Source organism: Allosphingosinicella sp. (assembly GCF_036403745.1).
Classification (GTDB): domain Bacteria; phylum Pseudomonadota; class Alphaproteobacteria; order Sphingomonadales; family Sphingomonadaceae; genus Allosphingosinicella.
Window position 1 is genome coordinate 23,621 of the sequence record NZ_DASWQI010000086.1, and the last position, 19,308, is coordinate 42,928.

Annotated in this window: 14 protein-coding genes; 2 read left to right on the top strand and 12 right to left on the bottom strand. The window is 69.3% G+C overall.

Annotated features, from left to right (window positions below):
• Positions 1-68 precede the first annotated feature (68 nt).
• Entirely contained in the window at positions 69-533 is a 465-nt protein-coding gene (locus tag VGC56_RS16660) for a peroxiredoxin (protein WP_464126744.1), read from the bottom strand.
• On the bottom strand, positions 533-3,241 hold the full coding sequence (glnE, locus tag VGC56_RS16665; RefSeq protein WP_464126675.1) for a bifunctional [glutamate--ammonia ligase]-adenylyl-L-tyrosine phosphorylase/[glutamate--ammonia-ligase] adenylyltransferase: 2,709 nt from the start codon (positions 3,239-3,241) through the stop codon (positions 533-535). The genes VGC56_RS16660 and glnE overlap by 1 nt, the downstream gene beginning before the upstream one ends.
• Before the next feature lie 137 nt (positions 3,242-3,378).
• On the opposite strand from glnE, the gene VGC56_RS16670 reads away from it, so the two are divergent.
• Positions 3,379-3,504, top strand: coding sequence for a hypothetical protein (locus tag VGC56_RS16670; protein WP_464126676.1), 126 nt, complete (start codon positions 3,379-3,381; stop codon positions 3,502-3,504).
• Between the two features lie 9 nt (positions 3,505-3,513).
• On the opposite strand, the gene VGC56_RS16675 is transcribed toward VGC56_RS16670, so the two are convergent.
• From VGC56_RS16675 to VGC56_RS16720, 10 genes are all read right to left on the bottom strand, one after another.
• Positions 3,514-4,515, bottom strand: a complete 1,002-nt coding sequence (locus VGC56_RS16675; protein WP_464126678.1) for a glycerophosphodiester phosphodiesterase family protein — start codon at positions 4,513-4,515, stop codon at positions 3,514-3,516.
• A 50-nt stretch (positions 4,516-4,565) separates the two neighbouring features.
• Positions 4,566-5,489: a bifunctional riboflavin kinase/FAD synthetase gene (locus VGC56_RS16680; RefSeq protein WP_464126680.1), complete on the bottom strand. Its 924-nt coding sequence runs from the start codon at positions 5,487-5,489 to the stop codon at positions 4,566-4,568.
• Positions 5,490-5,583: 94 nt separating this feature from the next.
• On the bottom strand, positions 5,584-6,063 hold the full coding sequence (locus VGC56_RS16685; protein ID WP_464126682.1) for a dihydrofolate reductase: 480 nt from the start codon (positions 6,061-6,063) through the stop codon (positions 5,584-5,586).
• Positions 6,060-7,526, bottom strand: coding sequence for a S41 family peptidase (locus VGC56_RS16690; RefSeq protein ID WP_464126684.1), 1,467 nt, complete (start codon positions 7,524-7,526; stop codon positions 6,060-6,062). The genes VGC56_RS16685 and VGC56_RS16690 overlap by 4 nt, the downstream gene beginning before the upstream one ends.
• Before the next feature lie 2 nt (positions 7,527-7,528).
• The gene (locus tag VGC56_RS16695) at positions 7,529-8,323 is read right to left on the bottom strand and encodes a thymidylate synthase (protein WP_464126686.1); all 795 of its coding nucleotides are present in this window, start codon (positions 8,321-8,323) and stop codon (positions 7,529-7,531) included.
• 62 nt (positions 8,324-8,385) lie between these two features.
• A complete protein-coding gene (locus tag VGC56_RS16700; RefSeq protein ID WP_464126688.1) occupies positions 8,386-9,432 on the bottom strand; it encodes a cupin-like domain-containing protein in 1,047 nt (348 codons plus the stop codon).
• On the bottom strand, positions 9,432-10,910 hold the full coding sequence (locus tag VGC56_RS16705) for a tryptophan halogenase family protein (RefSeq protein WP_464126746.1): 1,479 nt from the start codon (positions 10,908-10,910) through the stop codon (positions 9,432-9,434). The genes VGC56_RS16700 and VGC56_RS16705 overlap by 1 nt, the downstream gene beginning before the upstream one ends.
• Positions 10,911-10,963: 53 nt before the next feature.
• A complete protein-coding gene (locus tag VGC56_RS16710; protein WP_464126690.1) occupies positions 10,964-12,508 on the bottom strand; it encodes a tryptophan halogenase family protein in 1,545 nt (514 codons plus the stop codon).
• Positions 12,505-13,953, bottom strand: a complete 1,449-nt coding sequence (locus VGC56_RS16715; RefSeq protein ID WP_464126692.1) for a tryptophan halogenase family protein — start codon at positions 13,951-13,953, stop codon at positions 12,505-12,507. Before VGC56_RS16715 ends, VGC56_RS16710 begins: the two co-directional genes overlap by 4 nt.
• 16 nt (positions 13,954-13,969) lie before the next feature.
• Positions 13,970-15,421 carry a tryptophan halogenase family protein gene (locus tag VGC56_RS16720; protein ID WP_464126747.1) on the bottom strand — a complete coding sequence of 484 codons (1,452 nt, stop codon included), beginning with the start codon at positions 15,419-15,421 and terminating at the stop codon, positions 13,970-13,972.
• A gap of 344 nt (positions 15,422-15,765) precedes the next feature.
• Between VGC56_RS16720 and VGC56_RS16725 the strand changes: the two genes are divergently transcribed.
• Positions 15,766-19,263, top strand: coding sequence for a TonB-dependent receptor (locus VGC56_RS16725; RefSeq protein WP_464126694.1), 3,498 nt, complete (start codon positions 15,766-15,768; stop codon positions 19,261-19,263).
• Positions 19,264-19,308 lie beyond the last annotated feature (45 nt).

The following is a 19,308-nucleotide window of genomic DNA, read 5'->3' on the forward strand; positions in this document are numbered from 1 at the left end:
GGCAGTCCCCTAGACTGCCGACCCGCCTACACCCCCCTCCCCATCTGGCGATGGGGAGGCACGTAATGTCAGGGCAGCGCCCGTGCCGCCGCCAGGACCTCTTCGGCGTGGCCGGGGACCTTCACCTTGCGCCAGACCTTCTTCACCACGCCGTCGCGGTCGACGAGGAAGGTGGCGCGCTCGATGCCCATATATTTGCGGCCGTACATGCTCTTCTCGACCCAGGTGCCGAACGCCTCGCAGGCGGAGCCGTCCGTGTCGGAGGCGAGGGCGATCTTGAGGTCGTACTTGTCTGTGAACTTGGCGTGGCTCTTCGGGCTGTCCTTCGAGACGCCGAGCACCCAGGTGCCGGCATTCTGGAAATCCTCGGCGAGCGCCGTGAAGTGCTGCGCCTCCGCGGTGCAGCCGGACGTGTCGTCCTTCGGATAGAAATAGAGGACGAGCTTCTGCGCGGCGAAGTCGGCGGGGCTGACCGGCTTGCCGTCGGCGCCTTCCATCTTCACGTCGGGGACGGGATCGCCTTCCTTCACCATCATGCGCTTCCTTCCGCCATGGCCGCAACGCGCGCCCAGAGATTGGAGATGCTCTGCCGCGCCTCGACCTGCGCCGCAAGCAGCGAGTCCCAGTCGGCGAGCCCGCAGGCGCGGGCCACGAGCGGCCGGGTGGCCTCCGGCGGCTCCTCGGCGTCCGGGGCAACGAGGCGGAACATGACCAGCATGCGGGTGAGGAGGCGGAGCGCCGGGTCGATTTCCGCCCCGACAAGCCCGGCCGCGGCGAGGTCGGCGATGGCGTGCTCGAGACGCGGATGGAGGCCGATGCCGGTGGTGAGCTGAAGGGAGTGGACGGCGAATTCGAGGTCGATGAGGCCGCCCGGACCCTTCTTGATGTCGAACGGGCCGGAGGGCGGCTTGTGCTGGGCGATCTCGCGTCGCATCCGCACGGCGTCGGCGATGGTCCTGGCGCGGTCGCGCGGCTGGCGCAGCGTCGTGTCGATGGCCGCCTGCAGCGCCGCCCGTCCTTCCGCCGAGCCGAACACCGGCCGGGCCCGCAGCAGCGCCATATGCTCCCACGTCCACGCCCTGTTGCGCTGATAGGCCTCGAGGCCTTCCAGCGAGACGGCGAGCATGCCGTCGCTGCCCGAGGGGCGGAGGCGGGTGTCGATGTCGTAGAGCGGGCCGGCTGGGGTCGACACGCTCAAAGCCGCCGTGACGCGGGGGGCGAGGCGGTTGAAATAATCGGTCGCGCGTAAGGGGCGCGGGCCGTCGGATTCGGCCTCGTGGGTGCCGCTGAACAGGGTGACAAGGTCGAGGTCCGACGCGTGGGTCAGCGCCTCCCCGCCGAGCCGGCCGAGCCCGAGGATGAGGAGCTCGGAGCCGGGGACGCGGCCGTGCGCCTTTTCGAACTCGGCGACGGTGGCTTCGGCGAGGACCTGGATGGCGGCTTCGGCGATGCGGGCATAGCCTTCGGCGGCGGCGATCGGATCGGCGGCGCAGGCGATGAGCTGGACGCCCTGGGCGAAGCGGCGCTCGTTGACGCGGCGGCGCACCCGGTCGAGGACCATCTGATAGTCCTCGCCCGCCCGCTCCGGCTCCCGGAAGCCCTCGGCGAGCGCCTCAACCGCGGGCATCGGCGCCAGCGCCGTCGCGTCGATGAGGCCGTCGAGCAATTCGGGGCGGCGGGCGAGCTGCTCGGCCAGCGTCGGCGCGTGGCTGAGGATGGCGGCGAGGTGGGCGGTGAGGCCGGGGCGCGCCTCGATCAGCCGGTAGAAATTGACCCCGCTGGGGAGGCGGGCGACGATGTCGTCGAAGCGATTCAAGGCGCGCATCGGGTCGGGCGCCCGGCCCAGCGCCTCAATGAGCCCCGGCAGCATCGCCTCGAACGCGTCCTGTGCCGCCGGGCTGCGCAGCGAGCGGGCGCGGCCGGCCCGCCAGCCTTCGACGCGCGCCCGTGCCGAGGGGGCGTCGGGGAAGCCGCTGGACGCGAGCTGCGCTTCGAGCAGGTCCGGCGCCAGTGGCAGCCGCCTTTCCTCCTCGCCGGCCATCGCGTCGTAGAGGCTGCCGACCCGTTCGACGTGCGGCGCGAGGCGGGCGAGGAGCGCGGCGCCGTCCGTCATGCCGTCGAGGCGGGCGACGTTGTCGAGCGCTTCGGCTTCGGCGGGCAGGCTGTGGGTCTGGCGGTCGTCGACCATCTGCAGGCGGTGCTCGACGGTGCGGAACAGGCGGTAGGCGTCGGCCAGCGCGACGGCGTCCGCTTGGGCGATGTGCCCCGCTCTAGCCAGTGCGCCGAGCGCGTCCAGCGTCGCCGGCGCGCGCAGCGACGGGTCGCGGCCGCCGTGGATCAGCTGGTGGATCTGGGCGAAGAATTCGATCTCGCGAATGCCGCCGCGGCCGCGCTTCAGATCGTAGCCGGGGCCGAACGCCTGGCCGCGGCCGTGATGGTCGCGGATCCGCCGCGTGATCGACTGGACCTCGCCGATCGCGCCGAAATCGAGGCTGCGGCGCCACACGAAGGGGTGGATCGCGTCGAGGAAATAACGGCCGAGCGCCGGGTCGCCGGCCGCGAACCGCGCGCGGATGAAGGCGGCGCGTTCCCAAGGCAAAGCGGAGGATTCGTAATAGGAGATGGCGGCGTCGACGGGGAGCGCGATCGGCGTCACCTCGCTCGACGGGCGCAGGCGCAGGTCGACGCGGAAGGCGAAACCCTCGGGCTCGCGCTTCTGGAGAAGCTCGATGATGCGCTGGCCGATCCGCACCGCCGCCTGGCCCGGCTCCTCCCGGGCGCGGCGGGGGAGCGTCAGGGGGTCGAACAGGAAAATGGGGTCGATGTCGGACGAGTAATTGAGCTCGCGGCTGCCATGCTTGCCGAGTGCGATGACGGCGAAGCCGCGCGGTGCTTCGTCCGGGGTGCGCTCGGCGATGGCGGCGGCGATGGCTTCGTCGAGGGTCCGGTCGGCGAGGTCGGAAAGGTCTTCCATCAGCCGTTCGAGCGGGGTCGCGCCGGCCAGATCCCCCACCGCGAGGGCCAGCGAGAGGGCGTTGCGGCGGTTTCGCAACCGCGCCGCCAGACTTGGCGCCTCGGCCCCCGCTTGCCACCCCGACGCGATCGCTCGCTCCATCTCGCCGGCGGCAAGTTGTTGCGAAAGTTCGGGAAACCGCTCGAGCTGGAGCTTCAGGAACGGCGCATGGGCGCGGGCCCGGGCGAGGGCGGCGTTAACACTGCTTTTACTAAGTGTTCCCGTCATACAACAGCAATGACCCGTTCCGTTGGGCCGGCGCAACAGTTGCAACTTGCGGCGCAACCGGGCGTTCTGCCCCCGTGACCGAGATAAATCCGAGACTTGAAGCGATGGTGCATGCGTCCTCCAGGCGGTTCGTGAAGGTGGCCCCGCCCACCGTCCACGCCGGCGTCGGCAACGCCCTGCGCCAAGCTTTCGCCATGGACGGCGAAGTGCGCTCGCTCAAGATGTTCGAGGATCTCCTCGCCCGCCTCGACGAGCAGGATTGAGGCCGCGCGTCACCGCCGCAGCGCCGCGCCCACCGTGTAGAAATCCTCGACGAACAAATAGCCGCGAAAGCCCGCTGGCACCTTGTCATACTGGGCGACGTCGGTGATGCCGACGAGGGCGCCGTCTTTCTCCTCGCCGTACATCAGCACCTTGGCGTCGGCGGCGGCCATGCGGTCGAGGAAGCGGTAGGGCCAGCCCCACAATTTCCAGCGCTCGCCGACGGTCAGCGCGAGGGTGGCGCCGTGGCAGGAGGCGGGGACGAAGGAGGTCCAGCCCGTGCGGACATAGTCCGCGACGCAAGGCCCCGCCGGGTGCTCCGGGAAGGTCCAGGCGCCGGGAAGAAGCTGCGCCGCCCGCGCCGTCACCGCCCCGTCCCCTTCGAAGGCGAACCGCTGCGCGCTCGCCGCGCCGGCGCGCTTCAAGGCTGCGGCCACGGCGTCGGCCGCCCCCGGATCCTGGCCGACGAAGCGGAAGACGATCTGCGACTTGGGCACTTCGCGGAGCACCTCCTCGACCGTCGGCATGCCGCCGATCCCGTGGCCGCGCAGCGGAAAGCTGTGGCCGCCGTCGCCGGTATAGCCGTAGCCGACGTCGAGCCGCTTGAGCTCGGCGAGGCTGCGGTCGGCGAGCGGCCCGGTGCCGTTGGTGCGGCAGCCGAGGTCGGCGTCGCGGAACGCCACCGCCTGGCCGTCGGCCGTCGCCTGGACGTCGATCTCGATCGCGTCGGCGCCGAGCTTCGCCGCCTTGTAGATGGCGGGCAGGGTGTTCTCGATATAATCGTTCTGCGGGTCGGCCTGGATCCGCTTTGCGTCGCAGCCGCTCCCCGGCGCGACCTGCTGGACGATGCCGTGCCGCGCGACGACGACCAGCCGCCCCGGCGGCTGCGCCGCGATCCACGACGCGTTGACCATCGACAGCAGCACCGACACGACGGCCGCCGAGATCAGCCCGATCCGCCAGCCCTTGCCGATCCGCCGCCGCGGCGCCTCTTCCTCTGCCCCCTCATCCATGCGCGCAGGCTAGGCGATGGGAATCCCGCGTGTCCACAAGAGTTTACGCGTTAGCCGAGGCGCCGCCGGGCTTCCGCGCAATCGAGGTCCATCTGGGCCGCCAGTTGCTCGACGCTGTCGAACTTCGCTTCCGGGCGGATAAAGGAGATCAGCTCGACGGCGATCGCCCGGCCGTAGAGATCGCCGGAGAAATCGAAGAAATAGGGCTCGAGCAGCTCCTTCGGCGGCTGGAAGGTCGGGCGGATGCCGAGATTGGCGGCGCCTTCCAGGATCCGGCCGTCCTCCAGCAATCCCCGCGCCGCGTAAATGCCGAAGCGGGGCCGCAAATAGCGGTCGAGCGCCAGATTGGCGGTCGGATAGCCGATGGTGCGGCCGCGCTTGTCACCATGCTCGACGACGCCCTCGATGGTGAACGGCCGCGTCAGGAGGCGCGCGGCCGTCTCGCAATCGCCGGCCCGCAGCGCCTCGCGGATCCGGCTGGAGGAGACGGGGAGGCCGTCCTCGGTCACCGGCGGCACGGCCTCGGCGGTGAAGCCGGTGGCCTGGCCGAGCTCGGCCAGCAGCCGCACGTCGCCGCCGCGGTCGCGGCCGAAGGTGAAGTCCTCGCCCGTCACGACTCCCGCCGCGCCGAGCCGTCCCGCGAGCCAGTGGGTCACGAAGGCCTCCGGCGCGGCGGCGGCGAACTCCGCGTCGAAGCGGAAGACGTACATGGCATCGACCCCGGCGGCGGCGAACAGCCGCGCGCGCTGGTCCATCGTCGTCAGCCGGAACCAGGGCGAGTCCGGCCGGAAGAAGCGCATCGGGTGCGGGTCGAAGGTGGCGACCAAGGCCGGCCGCCCCTCGGCGCGGGCGCGCGCGACGGCGCGGCCGACCACCGCCTGATGCCCTTTGTGAAATCCGTCGAAATTGCCGAGCGCGACGATGCCGCCCCTGAAAGGCGCCGGAACCGCCGAGCCGCCGTCCAGCCGCTCCATGCGCGCGCTATAAGGGCGGGTGAGCGACGACTCCAGTCCTCCCTGTGAGGCGGTCCCCCTCAACATCCGCTGCGCGGACAGGGAGGATGGGTGGTCAGGGCCGCGCCAGCGTGACGAAGCTGTAGGCGGGGCGGCCGTCCTCGGATCCGTGCGTCTCGCGCGCCGTCTCCTTCCAGCTATTCCTGTCGAGGGGCGGGAGGATCGTGTCGCCTTCGAAGGCGGCATGGATTTCGGTAAGCTCGATACGATCCGCCACCGGCATGAAGAGGTGGAAAATCTCGGCGCCGCCGATCACGGAGACGCGTCCACCGGCGAGCGCGATCGCCTCGGCGACGCTCCCCGCCCGCTCCGCGCCCGGGGCGCTCCAGTCCTCGTCTCGGGTCAGCACGATGTGGCGCCGGCCGGGCAGCAGCCTGGGAAGGCTGTCGAAGGTGCGGCGGCCCATCACCATGGCCGTGCCCATGGTCAGCGCCTTGAAGTGCTTGAGGTCGGCCGGGAGGCGCCACGGCAGGCCGCCGTCGCGGCCGATGACGCCGTTCTCCGCCCGCGCGACGATCAGGGTGATGATGCTCATGCGCCGCTCCTCCGCGCCGCGTAGAGCCGCCGCGCTTCGGCGATCGCGCCGGGCAGCACCGGCGCGAGCAGGCTTGCGCGGTAGGCGATGCCGTCGCTGTGCCGCCAGCCGACGAGCACGTCCGGCACGATGCCGCGCACCTCGTTCGATCCGTCGGCCCGGAAGCGGACGCAGTCGGGGACTTCGAGAATGGCCCCGCTGTTCCTGAGCCGGGTGGGCGTGCCGCCATTGGTATGGCCGCAGCCGGCGCCGCCGCTGCGGGCGCCGACCACGATGGCGGCGCGATTGTCCTGCAGGATCGCCGCGAATTCCTCGGCGGCGGACCAGGTCTCCTGGTCGACGAGGACCATGACCGGCCCGTCCCACCCGCCGTCGCGATAGGGATATTGGGCGGGACTGAAGACATAGGGCGCCCAGGCCTTGCCCGCAAAGGCACCGGCGGGGGCGCGGCCGACGAGGCCGGCGGTGAAGCCTGCAGGCACGATCCTTGGACAGGGCGCTGCGGCGGTGCAGGTGCGCGCCGCCTCGGCCCGCGCGGCATCGGCTTGCGCCGCCCAGCCGAGGAGCTTCGCCCGATCCTCCGTAGGGGAGCCCGCGGCGAAGTCCCGCAGGCGCTCCCCGAGCGTTGCCCATTGCCGCGTCCAATGCTCGCCGCGGATGAAGCCGGTACGCTCGGAGGCGAGCGGGCGGCGGCTGAACATGCGCGCCGCGGCCTCGGCCCATTCGGAGCCGCCGCCATTGCCGGTGAGATCGACGAGCACGCTTGCCGCACCGAGCGCGCGGAGGCGCACAAGCCGGTCGTCCAGCGCGGCGGTGAGGCGGCGATAGGCGAAGGTCAGGACCTTGTCCTCGCACACATCGTCGCACGGGGCGCCGACGGGGATACTCAGCGCCGCGACCGCTTCGGTGCAGAGCGAGGGGCTCCCGTGAGGGTCGAAGACCCCGATCCGTACGACGCCGACCGTCTCGCCGCCGATCCGGACGGTGCCGCTCGGCAGCACCTCTTGGGGACCGGCGGGTGCGTACCCCGGCAGCGCCTTGGCGGCACCGGGCGCGCTCTTGCCGGCATCATAGCCGAGCCGGCTGCAGAAGCTCGCAGGGCTGGCCGGGGCCGCGGCCGGCGCTGCGGCGGCAGGTCGCGCCGCCGCGGGCCAGTCTAGGGTGACGTGGCCGTCGGCGATCCGGTCGATCAGGCGGTTGAAGACGGCGATCGCTTCCGCATCGCTTCCCGCGGCGGCGAGTCGGCTGCGGGCGCGGGACAGGAGGGCGTCGAGCTTTACCTCCCGCTCGCCCTCGAGCCATTCGAGGTTCGCATATTTCGAACGCAGCGCCTCCCCGACCTGATCGAGGTCTTCGAGCCAAGGGCGGGGCGACCACGACGGCGGCTCGGCGCTGGACGGGACTGCAGGGCAAAGCAGGGCGGCGAGGCACGCGGCGACGGCGCGCACTGGCCGGGCCCGCATCGTCACACCGCCACCGGCGCTTTGATGTGCGGGTGGGGCTCGTAGCCGCCGATCTCGAAATCCTCATATTCATACTGGTCGATCGCGTCCGGGGTGCGGCGGATCGTCAGCGTCGGCAGCGGCCGCGGGTCGCGGGTGAGCTGGAGGCGGGCCTGGCCGAGATGGTTCGAATAAAGGTGGCAGTCGCCGCCGGTCCACACGAACACGCCCGGCTCCAGCCCCGCCTGCTGCGCCAGCATGTGGGCGAGGAGGGCATAGCTGGCGATATTGAACGGGACACCGAGGAAGACGTCGGCGCTACGCTGGTAGAGCTGGAGGTTCAGGCGGCCGTTCGCGACCTGGGTCTGGAACAGGCAATGGCAGGGCGCCAGCGCCATCTTAGGAAGGTCCGCCGGATTCCAGGCGGAGACGATCTGGCGGCGCGAGGCGGGGTCACGGCGGATGAGGTCGAGCAGCTCCTTGATCTGGTCGATATGCCGGCCGTCGGGCGCCTCCCAGTCGCGCCACTGCTTGCCGTAGACGGGGCCTAGGTCGCCGGCCTCGTCGGCCCATTCGTCCCAGATGCTGACCTTGTTCTCCTGGAGCCAGCGCGTGTTGGTGTCGCCCCTCAGGAACCACAGCAATTCGATGACGATCGAGCGTAGGTGCAGCTTCTTGGTGGTAACCAGCGGGAAGCCCTCGGCGAGGTCAAAGCGCATCTGGTGGCCGAACACGGAGAGGGTGCCGGTGCCGGTGCGGTCCGGCTGGGCCACCCCCTCGTCGAGGATGCGGCGGAGGAGCTGCTGGTAGGCCTGCATCGCGCTTGTATGCCGGGTGGCGCGCAGCCCCGCAACGCCGGCGTACGCGCGTGCACCGGGTGCTACCGCCGCGCCAGCGCCTGGCGCAGCATCGCGGCGAGGCGGGCCTGTTGCTCGGGCCCCGGGGGCGCGAGGATGCCCTTGGCGTGGGCGGGGAGGTGGGCGGCGGGGTCTCCGTTCGCCTCGAACACATAATGGTCGAGCACCATCCGCCACACGGCGCGCTGCTCGGGAGGGAGCGCCTTGAAGGCGTAGAGGGCGTGGAGGAGGGCGTCGTAGCCGCTCGTCGCCGCACCCGGGTCGATGGTCTTCGCGGCGGCCGCGGCGTCGTTCCACCAGTAATTGACAAAGAGGTTCACCGGCGCGAGCGAATCGACGGCGTGCCACCAGTGGAAGGGGATGTAGAGCGCGTCGCCCGGTTCGAGCGTCGCCGTCTCGGCGTGGGCGGCGGCCTCGGCGTAGCGCGGGAAACGGGCGAGGTCCGGGGCGGCGAGGTCGACGAGGCTGACGGGCGTTCCAGCGGGAGTGAGCTCGAACGGGCCCGGATAAAGGTTGGGCAGCTGTTCGGGCGGGAACAGGGTGAAGCGGCGGCGGCCGGCGACGACGACGCCGACATTCTCCATCAGATCGTAATGGGCGGCGACGCGGATGGCGTTGCCGATCCAGGCGCGCGGCGGGATCGCCGGATCGAGCAGAGGGAGGGAATTGGCGCGCTCGAACCCGGGGAGCAGCTCGGGGATGGTTTCGGACTGGACCGCCATGGCGATCGGGGCGGGGTGGCCGCGGTCGCGGAGCAGGCGGTCGAGGAACGGGAAGAGCGGCGAGAGGCCGCGGGTGAAATTGAGGGCGGTGAGGTCTTCGGTGTAGAAGAAACGCCCCTCGATCTCCGGCTGGCCGACGATGGCGCCGACCGGGCGGTCGTCGGGTCGGAAGGCCTTGAGGTAGGCGACAAACGCCTCGTCCGAGCTGCGGGCGGCGGCGACGGCGGGCCAGTCGGCCGCCTGGCCGCGCAGGACGATCGGCCGACCGGCCGGGCGGATCTCGGCGTCGAAGACGGCGCGGTCGACGGGGCCGCGCTCGGGGATGGGACGGGGGGCGGGGAGCGGCATCAGGCGGGACGGCGGAGGCTCTGGCCCGAGAAGCCGCCGCTGTCGTGGAGGAACTGCTCCTGGGTCGGCATCAGCTCCGCCGTGCCGGCCACCACCTCGCGGATGTGGGCGAGGCGGGTCAAAGTCTCGGCGTCGGGAAGGATATCGGCGGCGGGGTGGTAGCCGCCCGCTTCGATGCCTTGGCCGACCATGACGGAGAGCCAGCTCGTCTCGGTGAACAGCTCATTATGCTCGCGGATGACGCGGCCGTTGCGGCGGAACATCTCGAGCTTTCCGGCCAGACCCTCGGGCGGCGGCAAGGTGCGGCAATAATTCCAGAAGGGCGTGTCGTCGCGCTCCGTCGCCTTGTAGTGGAGGACGAGGAAATCGCGGATGTCGACATATTCCTGCTCGGTCAGGGCGTTGTAGCGGTCGATCTCCGCCTGGTCGAACTTGCGGCTCGGGAACAGGGTGAGGAGGCGAGCGAGGCCGGACTGGACCAGGTGGATCGACGTCGATTCGAGCGGCTCGAGGAACCCGCCGGCGAGGCCCAAAGCGACGACGTTCTTGACCCAGGCCTTGCGGCGATGCCCGGCCCGGAAGCGCAGCGGCTTGGGGTCGGCGAGGGCGGGGGCGTCCAGGTTGGCGAGGAGGGTCGCGGCGGCTTCGTCGTCGCTGATATGCTCCGAGGAATAGACATAGCCGTTGCCGGTGCGGTGCTGGAGCGGGATGCGCCATTGCCAGCCGGCGGGCCGCGCGGTCGAGCGGGTGAGGGGCTGGCGGTCGCCCGAACTCTCGCACGGTACCGCGAAGGCGCGGTCGCAGGGCAGCCATTTGCCCCAATCCTCGAAGCCGGCGCCTAGGGTCTGCTCGATGAGCAGGCCGCGGAAGCCCGAGCAGTCGATGAACAGATCGCCCTCGACGCGGGCGCCGCTCTGCAGGGTGACCGCCTCGACATGGCCGGTCTCTCCATTCTGGATGACGTCGACGATCCGGCCTTCGGTGCGGACCACCCCTTGCGCTTCGGAGAGGCCGCGCAGGTAGCGGGCGTAGAGGCTGGCATCGAACTGGAAGGCGTAGCCGATGCGCGCGAGGGGGGAGTTGGGCTGGTCGGGCCGCGGGTGATCAAATTTGGAGGCGAGCGCGGCCACGGCGCCGAGCGAGTAAGCGTCGAGCGAGGCGGTGTCGCCCAGCGACAGGCCCTTCAGCCAATGGTGGTGGAATTCCACGCCCAGCATGTCGATTCCGTAGAAGCCGAACGGGTGGATGTAGCGGTGGCCGATGCGGGTCCAGTCGCGAAATTCGATGCCGAGCTTGTATGTCGCGTTGGTGGCGCGGACGAAATCGGCCTCGTCGATACCGAGCAATTTGTTGAACAGGACGATCTGCGGGATCGTCGCCTCACCGACGCCGACCGTGCCGATCTCGTCCGATTCGACGAGCTCGATGGTGAGGCCGGGCAGCGGCCCGATGACGGTGGCGAGCGCGGCGGCCGACATCCAGCCGGCGGTGCCGCCGCCGACCACGACGATCTTGCGGATATTGTCGGTCCTCAGAACACGAACTCCGGCAGCGGCGGCTTGGGCGCGGCGCCCTGGGCGGCGCAGGTCATCGAGATGAACTCGCCGTGGGTCGGGAGCCGCTCGGCGGTGGCGAGGATCGCCTGACGCATCTGCTCGAGCGCGTCGCCGACCCTGTCCTCGTCGAGGGCGTCGACGGCGGGCTCATATTCCTCCGGCACGATGCCCTGGCCGAGCATCACCGCGACCCAGCTGGTCGTCGAGAACAGTTCGAAGCCCTCGCGGAACAGGCGGCCCTTGGCCTTCCACAGGTCCGTCCGCCGCTTCAGGCTCTCGGGCACCTCCATCGTGCGGCAATAGTCCCAGAAGGGCGAATCCGTCCGGCGCGTCGCATTGTAGTGAAGGACGATGAAGTCCCTCACGTCCTCGAACATGTCCTGCATCTGGCGGTTATATTCGTCGCGCTCGACCGGGTTGAAGCGGCGGTCGGGGAACAGGGCGATAAGCCGGGCGATACCCGACTGGACAAAGTGGATGCTCGTCGATTCGAGCGGCTCGATGAAGCCGGAGGCGAGGCCCATCGAGACGACGTTGGCGTTCCAGGCGCGCTTGCGCCGTCCGGTGGTGAAGGCGAGGCGGCGGGGGTCGGCGAGCGGCTCGCCCTCCAGATTCGCCTGCAGCGTCGCCAGCGCCTCGTCGTCGTCCATGAACTTGCTCGAATAGACGATGCCGTTGCCCATCCGGCTCTGCAACGGGATCCGCCATTGCCAGCCCTTGGCGTGGGCGGTGGCGCGGGTGAAGGGATCGGGCTCGCCCTGATAGGTGGTGGGAAGGGCAATGGCGCGGTCGGCGGGAAGCCAGTGCGACCAATCCTCGTAGCCGGTCTTCAGCGCCTGCTCGATGAGGAGCCCGCGAAAGCCCGAGCAGTCGATGAACAATTCGCCCTCCACCTGCTGCCCGTCGGCCAGGGTGACGGAGGTGACGAAGCCGTCCTCGGGCCGCTGCGCCACGTCGACGACCTTGCCCTCGACCCGCCGGACGCCGCCGCGCTCGGCATAGCCGCGCAGATATTTGCCGTAGAGCGAGGCGTCGAAATGGAAGGCGTAGTTGAGCTGGTTGAGCGGGAATTGCGCCTCGGGTCCGGGACGGCCGTAGCGGCCGAGCTGCGCGGCGACGGCGCTCATCGACCAGGCGGAGATGTCCTGCATCACCCGCCGCTGTCGCTCGCGCAGATAGAGCTGGTGGAAGTGGACGCCTTCGAGATCGTGGCCATGGCTGCCGAACGGATGGAAATAGCGCTCGCCGACCTCGGTCCAATTGACGAATTCGATGCCGAGCTTGAACGAGCCCTGGGTCGCCGCGACGAACTCGTTCTCGTTGATGCCGAGCATGCGGTTGAAGGTGATGAGCGGCGGGATCGTCGCCTCGCCGACGCCGACGATGCCGATCTCGTCCGATTCTATGAGCGTGATCGTCGTCGCGCCGTTGTTCAGGAAGCGCGAGAAGGCCGCGGCGGCCATCCAGCCGGCGGTGCCGCCGCCGACGATGACGACGCTCCGGATCGTATGTTCGTTCATCGCGAGGGCTGCCTCATCAAATTGGCCAGGGTGGCGGCGTGGGTCGGCACGCCGGGCACCAGGGCCTCGATCGCGCTCCGCATCCGCGCCATCGCCGCCGCCGACTCGCCCGGCGGGACGGTGTCGATCAGCGGGTCGGTGGCGCGCGGCAATAGGCCCTGGCCGAGCAGGACGGCAAGCCAGCTGTCGCGCGCGAACGTCTCTTCCTCGTGGAACGGCAAGCGGCCGCGCTCGCGGAACAAGGTCAGGGTGTGGGCGAGGGAAGGCGGCGGCTCGGCCGCGGCGGCGTCGCGCCAGAAGGGCTCCGGCCGGTTCGAGGCGATATAATGGACGGCGAGGAAATCGCGCACCCGGTCGGCCTCGGCGGCGGACTGGCGGTTATAATCCCACAGTTCCACCGGGTTGAAGCTGCGGTCCGGCATCATCGCGACAACACGATCGATGGCGCTGTGGGCGAGGTGGAGGTTGGTCCATTCCAACGGCTCGACCCGCACGGCCGCGTCGCCGATCGCGACGCAATTCTTGAGCCACGGCTGCGAAATGCGGCCCTGCTCCAGCGCGAAGCCCGGTTCGTCCGAATGCGCGGCGCTGAAGACATGGCCTTCGCTTCCTGTCAGGGGCGAGGCCGAACGCCAGCGCCAACCGGAGGTGGCGGCGGTGACGGTATCGAGCACCGGCGGCTCCACGGGAGCGGGCGTTTCGACAAGGCTGACGCGGTCGCAGGGAAGCCAGCGCCGCCATTCCTCCAGCCTCACGCCGATCGCCGAGCGGAGCAGCGCGCGGGGGCCGGTGGCGTCGACGAACAGGTCGGCTTCGAGCGCCCGTCCGCCCTCCATCTCCAGCGCCTCGATGAACCCGCTGTCGCCGCCGACCCGGACGCGGGCGAGGGCGCCAGGCCGCTCCACGGCGCCGAGGTGCAGGGCGTAGGCGCGGATGAGGTGGTGGTAGCGCGCCGGCGTCAGGGTGAGGCCGTAGGCGAAGCCGGCGAGCGGCGCCCCCGGCTCTCCCGCCGGCGGCACGAAGCGGCCGGCGCGGGCGAGGACGGCGGCCGGGGCGTGGGCGTCGAACGGCGCCGCATCCCCGGCGAGGGCGGCGCGGGCCCAATGCTGGTGGAAGGAGGCGGTGCCGAACGGCCGGCCATATTCGCCATAAGCGTGGACGTAGGAGGGGAGGCTCGCGTTCCATCCTTCGAACAATGTTCCGAGCCGAAAGCCGCTGCCGGCGCGGACGACCGTGTCGGCCTCGGTGAGGCCGAGATCGTCGTGCCAGTTGACGATCGAGGGGAGACTGCTCTGCAGCCGGTCAGCGAGCGCGTCCTCTGGCGGCGGCAGCGGCACGATCGTCACCGCCAGCGACGGGATGCGCTTGCGCAGCATCGCCGCGGCCGACCAGCCGACAATGCCGCCGCCGGCGATCAGCACGCTGCGGACCGGTCCCGCGGCCATGTTCACGCTACCATCCTCACGCTGCCATCGGACAGTAGCGCGAAATGTGGCCGAGATGATCGGGCATGGTCTCGGCGACGCCGCGAACCTCGGCGCGGAACGTCTCCATCGCCCGCAGCAAAGTTTCGGCGGCCGGCCCGTCGGCGCGCATGTCATGGCCTTCGGGGATGATGCGCTGGCCGAGATAAACGGCGATCCAGCTCGCATCCAGGAACACGCCCTCGCGATATTTGACGACCCGGCCGCGGCGCCGGAACAGTTCGATCTTCTCCCGGAGCGTGTCGGGGACGTCCATCGTCCGGACGTAATTCCAGAACTCCGAATCGGTGCGCTCCGTGGCGTGGTAGTGGAGGATCAGGAAGTCGCGGATGCGGTCATATTCGAGGTCGATCAGCCGGTTGAATTCGTCGCGCAGCACCGGCGAGCCGCTGCCGTCCGGGAACAGCTCGATGAGCGCGGTGATCGCCGCCTGGATGAGGTAGATGCTGGTCGATTCGAGCGGCTCGAGAAAGCCCGAGGCGAGGCCGACGCCGACGACGTTGTTGACCCAGCTGCGCTCCCGCCGTCCCGCCGTGAAGCGCAGCACGCGGGGGTCGGCGATCGGCTCGCCCTCGACTGCGGCGATGAGCGCTTCGGCGGCCTTGTCGTCGGAGAGAAAGGCGCTCGGATAGACGTAGCCGTTGCCGGTGCGGTTCTGGAGCGGGATGCGCCAGCGCCAGCCGGAGTCCATCGCGATGACGCCCGTATAGGGGGTGAGCGCCGTCTCGGTGCGGCAGGGCATGGCGGTGGCGCGGTCGTTGGGGAGCCATTTCGACCAGTCCTGGAACGGCTCGCCCAGCGTCTTGCCGAGCAGCAGCGACACGAAGCCCGAGCAGTCGACGAACAGGTCGCCGCCAATCTCCTCGCCGCTCTCGAGCGTGAGGCCGGTGACATCGCCGCTCTCGCCGTCGCGGTCGACGCCGACGATGCGGCCTTCCGTGCGGCGAACGCCGAGGCCTTCGGCCAGGCGGCGCAAATAGGGCGCGAACAGGGTCGCGTCGAACTGGTAGGCGTAGCCGAAGGTCGAGGTCAGCTCGGACGGGTCGCGCGACGGCAGGTCGAAGCGGCCGAGCCGGGCCATCATGCAGGCCAGCGAATAATCTTCGAGGTCTGGAACGTCGTGCCCCGCCTGGCGCAGGCGCAGCCAATAATGGTGGAAATCGGGCTCGCCGGTGCCACGGCCGAAGGTGCCGAACGGGTGAATGTAGCTGTCGCCGATCCGCGCCCAGTTCACGAACTCGATGCCGAGCTTGAAGGTGGCGCGGGTGGTGGCCATGAACTCGGCTTCGTCGATTCCCAGCCGCTCGTTGAACGCGCGGATGTGGGGCAGGGTCGCCTCGCCAACGCCCACGATGCCGATCGCTTCCGACTCGATCAGGTGCACGTTGCAGCGGGTCGGCAGCAGCTTGGCGAGCGCGGCCGCACTCATCCAGCCGGCGGTGCCGCCGCCGATGATGGTAACGTTCACTTTTTGCGCAGCATCTCTCACGGCGCGTCCCCCGGGAACGGCTGTTTAGGACCCGGCGGCGCGGCCGGTCAACGCGGCCCCGGGCTGCGAGAACGCGGCCTCCGCGCGCGCGGTTATGTATGCATGGCCGCCGCCTTGCTGTTGCAAACCCGTCACATATCCGACCAATTTCGGTACGATAAGCGCAGCGGGCATGCGCCCGCCCCTTGCTCCCGGATGAACGTCGGGGTATCCAGCGCCGCAACGAGAACGGTCGCGCGGCTATTTGTTAGCGCTACCATAAGTGGTTTTAGGAGGGGATTTCCATGGCTCTGTCAGCCCGCATGCCTGTTTGCGAGAGCGAGTTTACCAAGCGCGCGTCGTTGCTGCGCTCGGGCGCGTCGCTGCTGGCCGTGTGCGCCTTCGCGGCTTCCGCGCCGGCGTTCGCGCAGACGCCGACCTCTCCCGCGACTGCGGGCAACCCGCAGAGTACCAGCGGCACAGCCGGCCAGGTCCAGCAGTCGAACCAGAATTCGGCGCCGGACAACCGCACCAGCCAGACCACCGACCAGCCGGCGACGCCCGAGGATGACAGTGCCATCGTCGTCACCGGCATCCGGCAGAGCCTCGCCAATTCGCAGAATTTGAAGCGCAACGCCGACACCGTCGTCGACGCGATCACCGCCCAGGACATCGGCGCCCTCCCCGACCGGTCCGTCACCGAGGCGCTGCAGCGCGTGCCGGGCGTGTCGATCAACCGCTTCGCCGGTTCGAACGACCCCGACCACTTCTCGGTGGAGGGTTCGGGCGTCGTCATCCGCGGCCTCAATTTCGTCCGTTCCGAGTTCAACGGGCGCGACACCTTCTCCGCCGGCGTCGGCGGCCAGTCGATCAACTTCGCCGACGTCCCGTCCGAGCTGCTCGGCTCGGTCGAGGTCTACAAGAACACGACCGCCGACATGATCGAGGGCGGCCTTGCCGGCACGGTCAACCTCAACACGCGCCTGCCGTTCGACCATAAGGGCCTGCACTTCGGCTTCGACGCAGAGGCCAATTATACGGACATGCGCAAGAAGTGGACGCCGACCGGCTCCTTCCTCATCAGCGACACGTTCGACACCAGCTTCGGCCGCGTCGGCCTGCTCGCCGACGTCTCCTATTCGCGCCTGATGAACCGCTCGGACGGCATCCAGGTCACCAACTTCCAGACCCGCAACGGGACGACCGTCGCCGGCGCCAATAACGGCCCGTCGGTCTGCCGCAACCTGCTGCCGTCGAACACCGACGTGCAACAATTCCCGGCAGGCTGCAGCGCCACCGGCGCCGCTGGCGGCAACGGGTTCGCCGATTTGCTGCCGACCGCCTACGCGCCGCTCGGCGGCCAGTTCCGCACCCAGGATTACGACCATAAGCGCAAGGGCATTGCGCTCGCCGGCCAGTGGGAGAGCCTCGACCGCCGCGCCTCGCTGACCGCCCAATTCCTGCGCACCGATTCGACCAATGCGTGGGGCGAGCACACCTTCGAGAGCGCGCCGGACCTTTCCGAATACAATACCTACCCCAAGGGCTGCGCCCAGAACGGCAACGGCCCCGGCGGCACCACCCGGGCGGAATGCCGCACCGGCAGCTTCACCAACTATATCTACGACGCCAACAACATCTTCGAATCGGGCTACATCACCCTGCCGGGCACCGGCTGGCGCAACGCCTCGAGCGGCAGCGCGACCTCGAACGTCCCGACCGGCGGCATCCAGCAGCAGCTCTCGCGGCGGCAGGTCCTCGACCACAATCTGGTCAACGACTATGCCCTCAATTTCAAGTTCCGCCCGACCGAGCGCCTCTCGCTCAACTTGGATGCCGACTACACCCAGGCACGCCACGACAATATCGACATGAGCGTGTTCGGCGCGACCTTCGCGGACGAGGAGCTCGACCTGCGCGGCGCGCTGCCCGTGCTGATCCCGCACAAGCCGCTGACCCTCGCCGCCACCTGGGCGACGCCGAACCCGCGCATCGCGGGCGAGACCGACGCGCAATATTTCCAGGATCCGAACGTCCAGTTCTGGCGCGCCGCGATGGACCATGTCGAGCATTCGACCGGCCATGAATATGCATTCCGCGCCGACATCGCCTACGACATCAACCAGGACATTCCGTTCCTGAAGCGCGCCAAGTTCGGCGCCCGCTTCGCCGACCGCGACGAGACGGTCCGCTACACCACCTACAATTGGGGCGCGATCAGCGAGATCTGGTCCGGCACGCCGGTGACGGTGCAGCAGGGCGGCCTCAGCAACGTCAATTTCTTCACCTTCCCGAACTTCTTCCGCGGCGCGACTCCGGGGCCGGTCGGCGGTTATTATTATAACGGCGACCTCATCGCCAACCGCGCGGGTTCGGCGGACTATTTCAAGTCGCTGAACGACATCTGGCACAGCCTGAACGGCGCCACCGCCACCAACCGCTGGGTGCCGACCTATGAGCGGGCCGGTGTCGTCCCGGGCACGGATTTCTTGCCCAACGAGATCCAGCCGACCGACCAGCGCGACACCGAAGCCTATGCGATGCTGAACTTCGGCAAGGACGACCCGATCTTCGGCAGCGTCCGTCTCGATGGCAATATCGGCCTGCGCTACGTCAGCAGCGACGTCACCTCGGTCGGCTCGTTCACGATCCCGGACCAGACGCAGCTCGGCATCCAGGATCCGTTCCACCGCCTCGCCACCGATCCTGTCACCGGCGCGCCGATCATCGATCCGGTCACCGGCCAGCAGGCGACCAACGGCCGCTGCGACCCCACCACCCCGCCGCCGCCTGCCCCGCAGGTCCCGGTCGCGCGCGGCGGCATCTGCACCATCGGCGCCACCGCCTATGCGCAGCTGCAGCAATTCGCGACCGGCGGCTCCGTCACCAACATCGCGAAGAACAGCTATCATTACTTCCTGCCGAGCCTGAACATGAAGTTCGGCGTGACGCGCGACATCCTCGTCCGCATCGCGGCGTCGCGGGTGCTGGCGCGGCCGGACCTGCAGAACATCCGCAACTTCATCAATATCGGCACCGACGTCAGCAACGGCTTCCAGGTCGTCGCGACCGCGGGCAACCCGTATCTGAAGCCGGCTCTGGCCAGCACGTTCGACGCCGGCGTCGAATGGTATTTCGCCCGGGTCGGCTCGCTGACGGTCAACGCCTTCTACAAGGACGTGAAGAACTTCTTCTATTCGAGCATCGTCAGCCGCGACATCACCAACAACGGCGTCACCGAGACGACCTTCATCCGCGGTCCGGCCAACTTCCCCGGCCACGGCAAGGTGAAGGGCGTCGAAGTCTCCTACCAGCAGACGTTCGACTTCCTGCCGAGCTTCCTGTCGGGCTTCGGCGTCAACGCCAACTACACCTATATCAAGAGCAAGGGTCTGCCGAACTCCTACCTGTCGGGCGGCCTTCCGGCCAACACCTCGCCGAACGGCGTGCCCGGCAACCTGCCGCTCGAGCAATTGTCGAAGCACAATTTCAACATCACCGCCTTCTACGAGAAGGGGCCGATCTCGCTACGTGCCGCCTACAATTGGCGCTCGCGCTTCCTGTTGACTTCGGCCGACGTGATCTTCCCGTACGCGCCGATCTTCAACGAGGCGACCGGCACGCTCGACGCCTCGGCGTTCGTGACGCTGCGCAAGGGCGTCAAGATCGGCGTCCAGGGCGTGAACCTGCTGAACGAGGTCACCAAGACCTCGCAGCAATTCACCCTCTCCGGCCTGGTCGGTCCGCGCTCCTACTTCGTCAACGACCGGCGCTTCTCCTTCATCCTTCGCGGCGACTTCTAAGGGCCGCCGCGCCACCAGCCGTCCTCGGCCCCCTCCGCGCAAGCG

Excerpts from the sequence above, each read along its gene's own strand:
- VGC56_RS16660 (WP_464126744.1), bottom strand. The coding sequence starts at position 533 with ATGGTGAAGGAAGGCGATCCCGTCCCCGACGTGAAGATGGAAGGCGCC.
- glnE (WP_464126675.1), bottom strand. The coding sequence starts at position 3,241 with ATGACGGGAACACTTAGTAAAAGCAGTGTTAACGCCGCCCTCGCCCGG.
- VGC56_RS16675 (WP_464126678.1), bottom strand. The coding sequence starts at position 4,515 with ATGGATGAGGGGGCAGAGGAAGAGGCGCCGCGGCGGCGGATCGGCAAG.
- VGC56_RS16680 (WP_464126680.1), bottom strand. The coding sequence starts at position 5,489 with ATGGAGCGGCTGGACGGCGGCTCGGCGGTTCCGGCGCCTTTCAGGGGC.
- VGC56_RS16685 (WP_464126682.1), bottom strand. The coding sequence starts at position 6,063 with ATGAGCATCATCACCCTGATCGTCGCGCGGGCGGAGAACGGCGTCATC.
- VGC56_RS16690 (WP_464126684.1), bottom strand. The coding sequence starts at position 7,526 with ATGCGGGCCCGGCCAGTGCGCGCCGTCGCCGCGTGCCTCGCCGCCCTG.
- VGC56_RS16695 (WP_464126686.1), bottom strand. The coding sequence starts at position 8,323 with ATGCAGGCCTACCAGCAGCTCCTCCGCCGCATCCTCGACGAGGGGGTG.
- VGC56_RS16700 (WP_464126688.1), bottom strand. The coding sequence starts at position 9,432 with ATGCCGCTCCCCGCCCCCCGTCCCATCCCCGAGCGCGGCCCCGTCGAC.
- VGC56_RS16705 (WP_464126746.1), bottom strand. The coding sequence starts at position 10,910 with ATGTCGGCCGCCGCGCTCGCCACCGTCATCGGGCCGCTGCCCGGCCTC.
- VGC56_RS16710 (WP_464126690.1), bottom strand. The coding sequence starts at position 12,508 with ATGAACGAACATACGATCCGGAGCGTCGTCATCGTCGGCGGCGGCACC.
- VGC56_RS16715 (WP_464126692.1), bottom strand. The coding sequence starts at position 13,953 with ATGGCCGCGGGACCGGTCCGCAGCGTGCTGATCGCCGGCGGCGGCATT.
- VGC56_RS16720 (WP_464126747.1), bottom strand. The coding sequence starts at position 15,421 with ATGAGTGCGGCCGCGCTCGCCAAGCTGCTGCCGACCCGCTGCAACGTG.
- VGC56_RS16725 (WP_464126694.1), top strand. The coding sequence starts at position 15,766 with ATGGCTCTGTCAGCCCGCATGCCTGTTTGCGAGAGCGAGTTTACCAAG.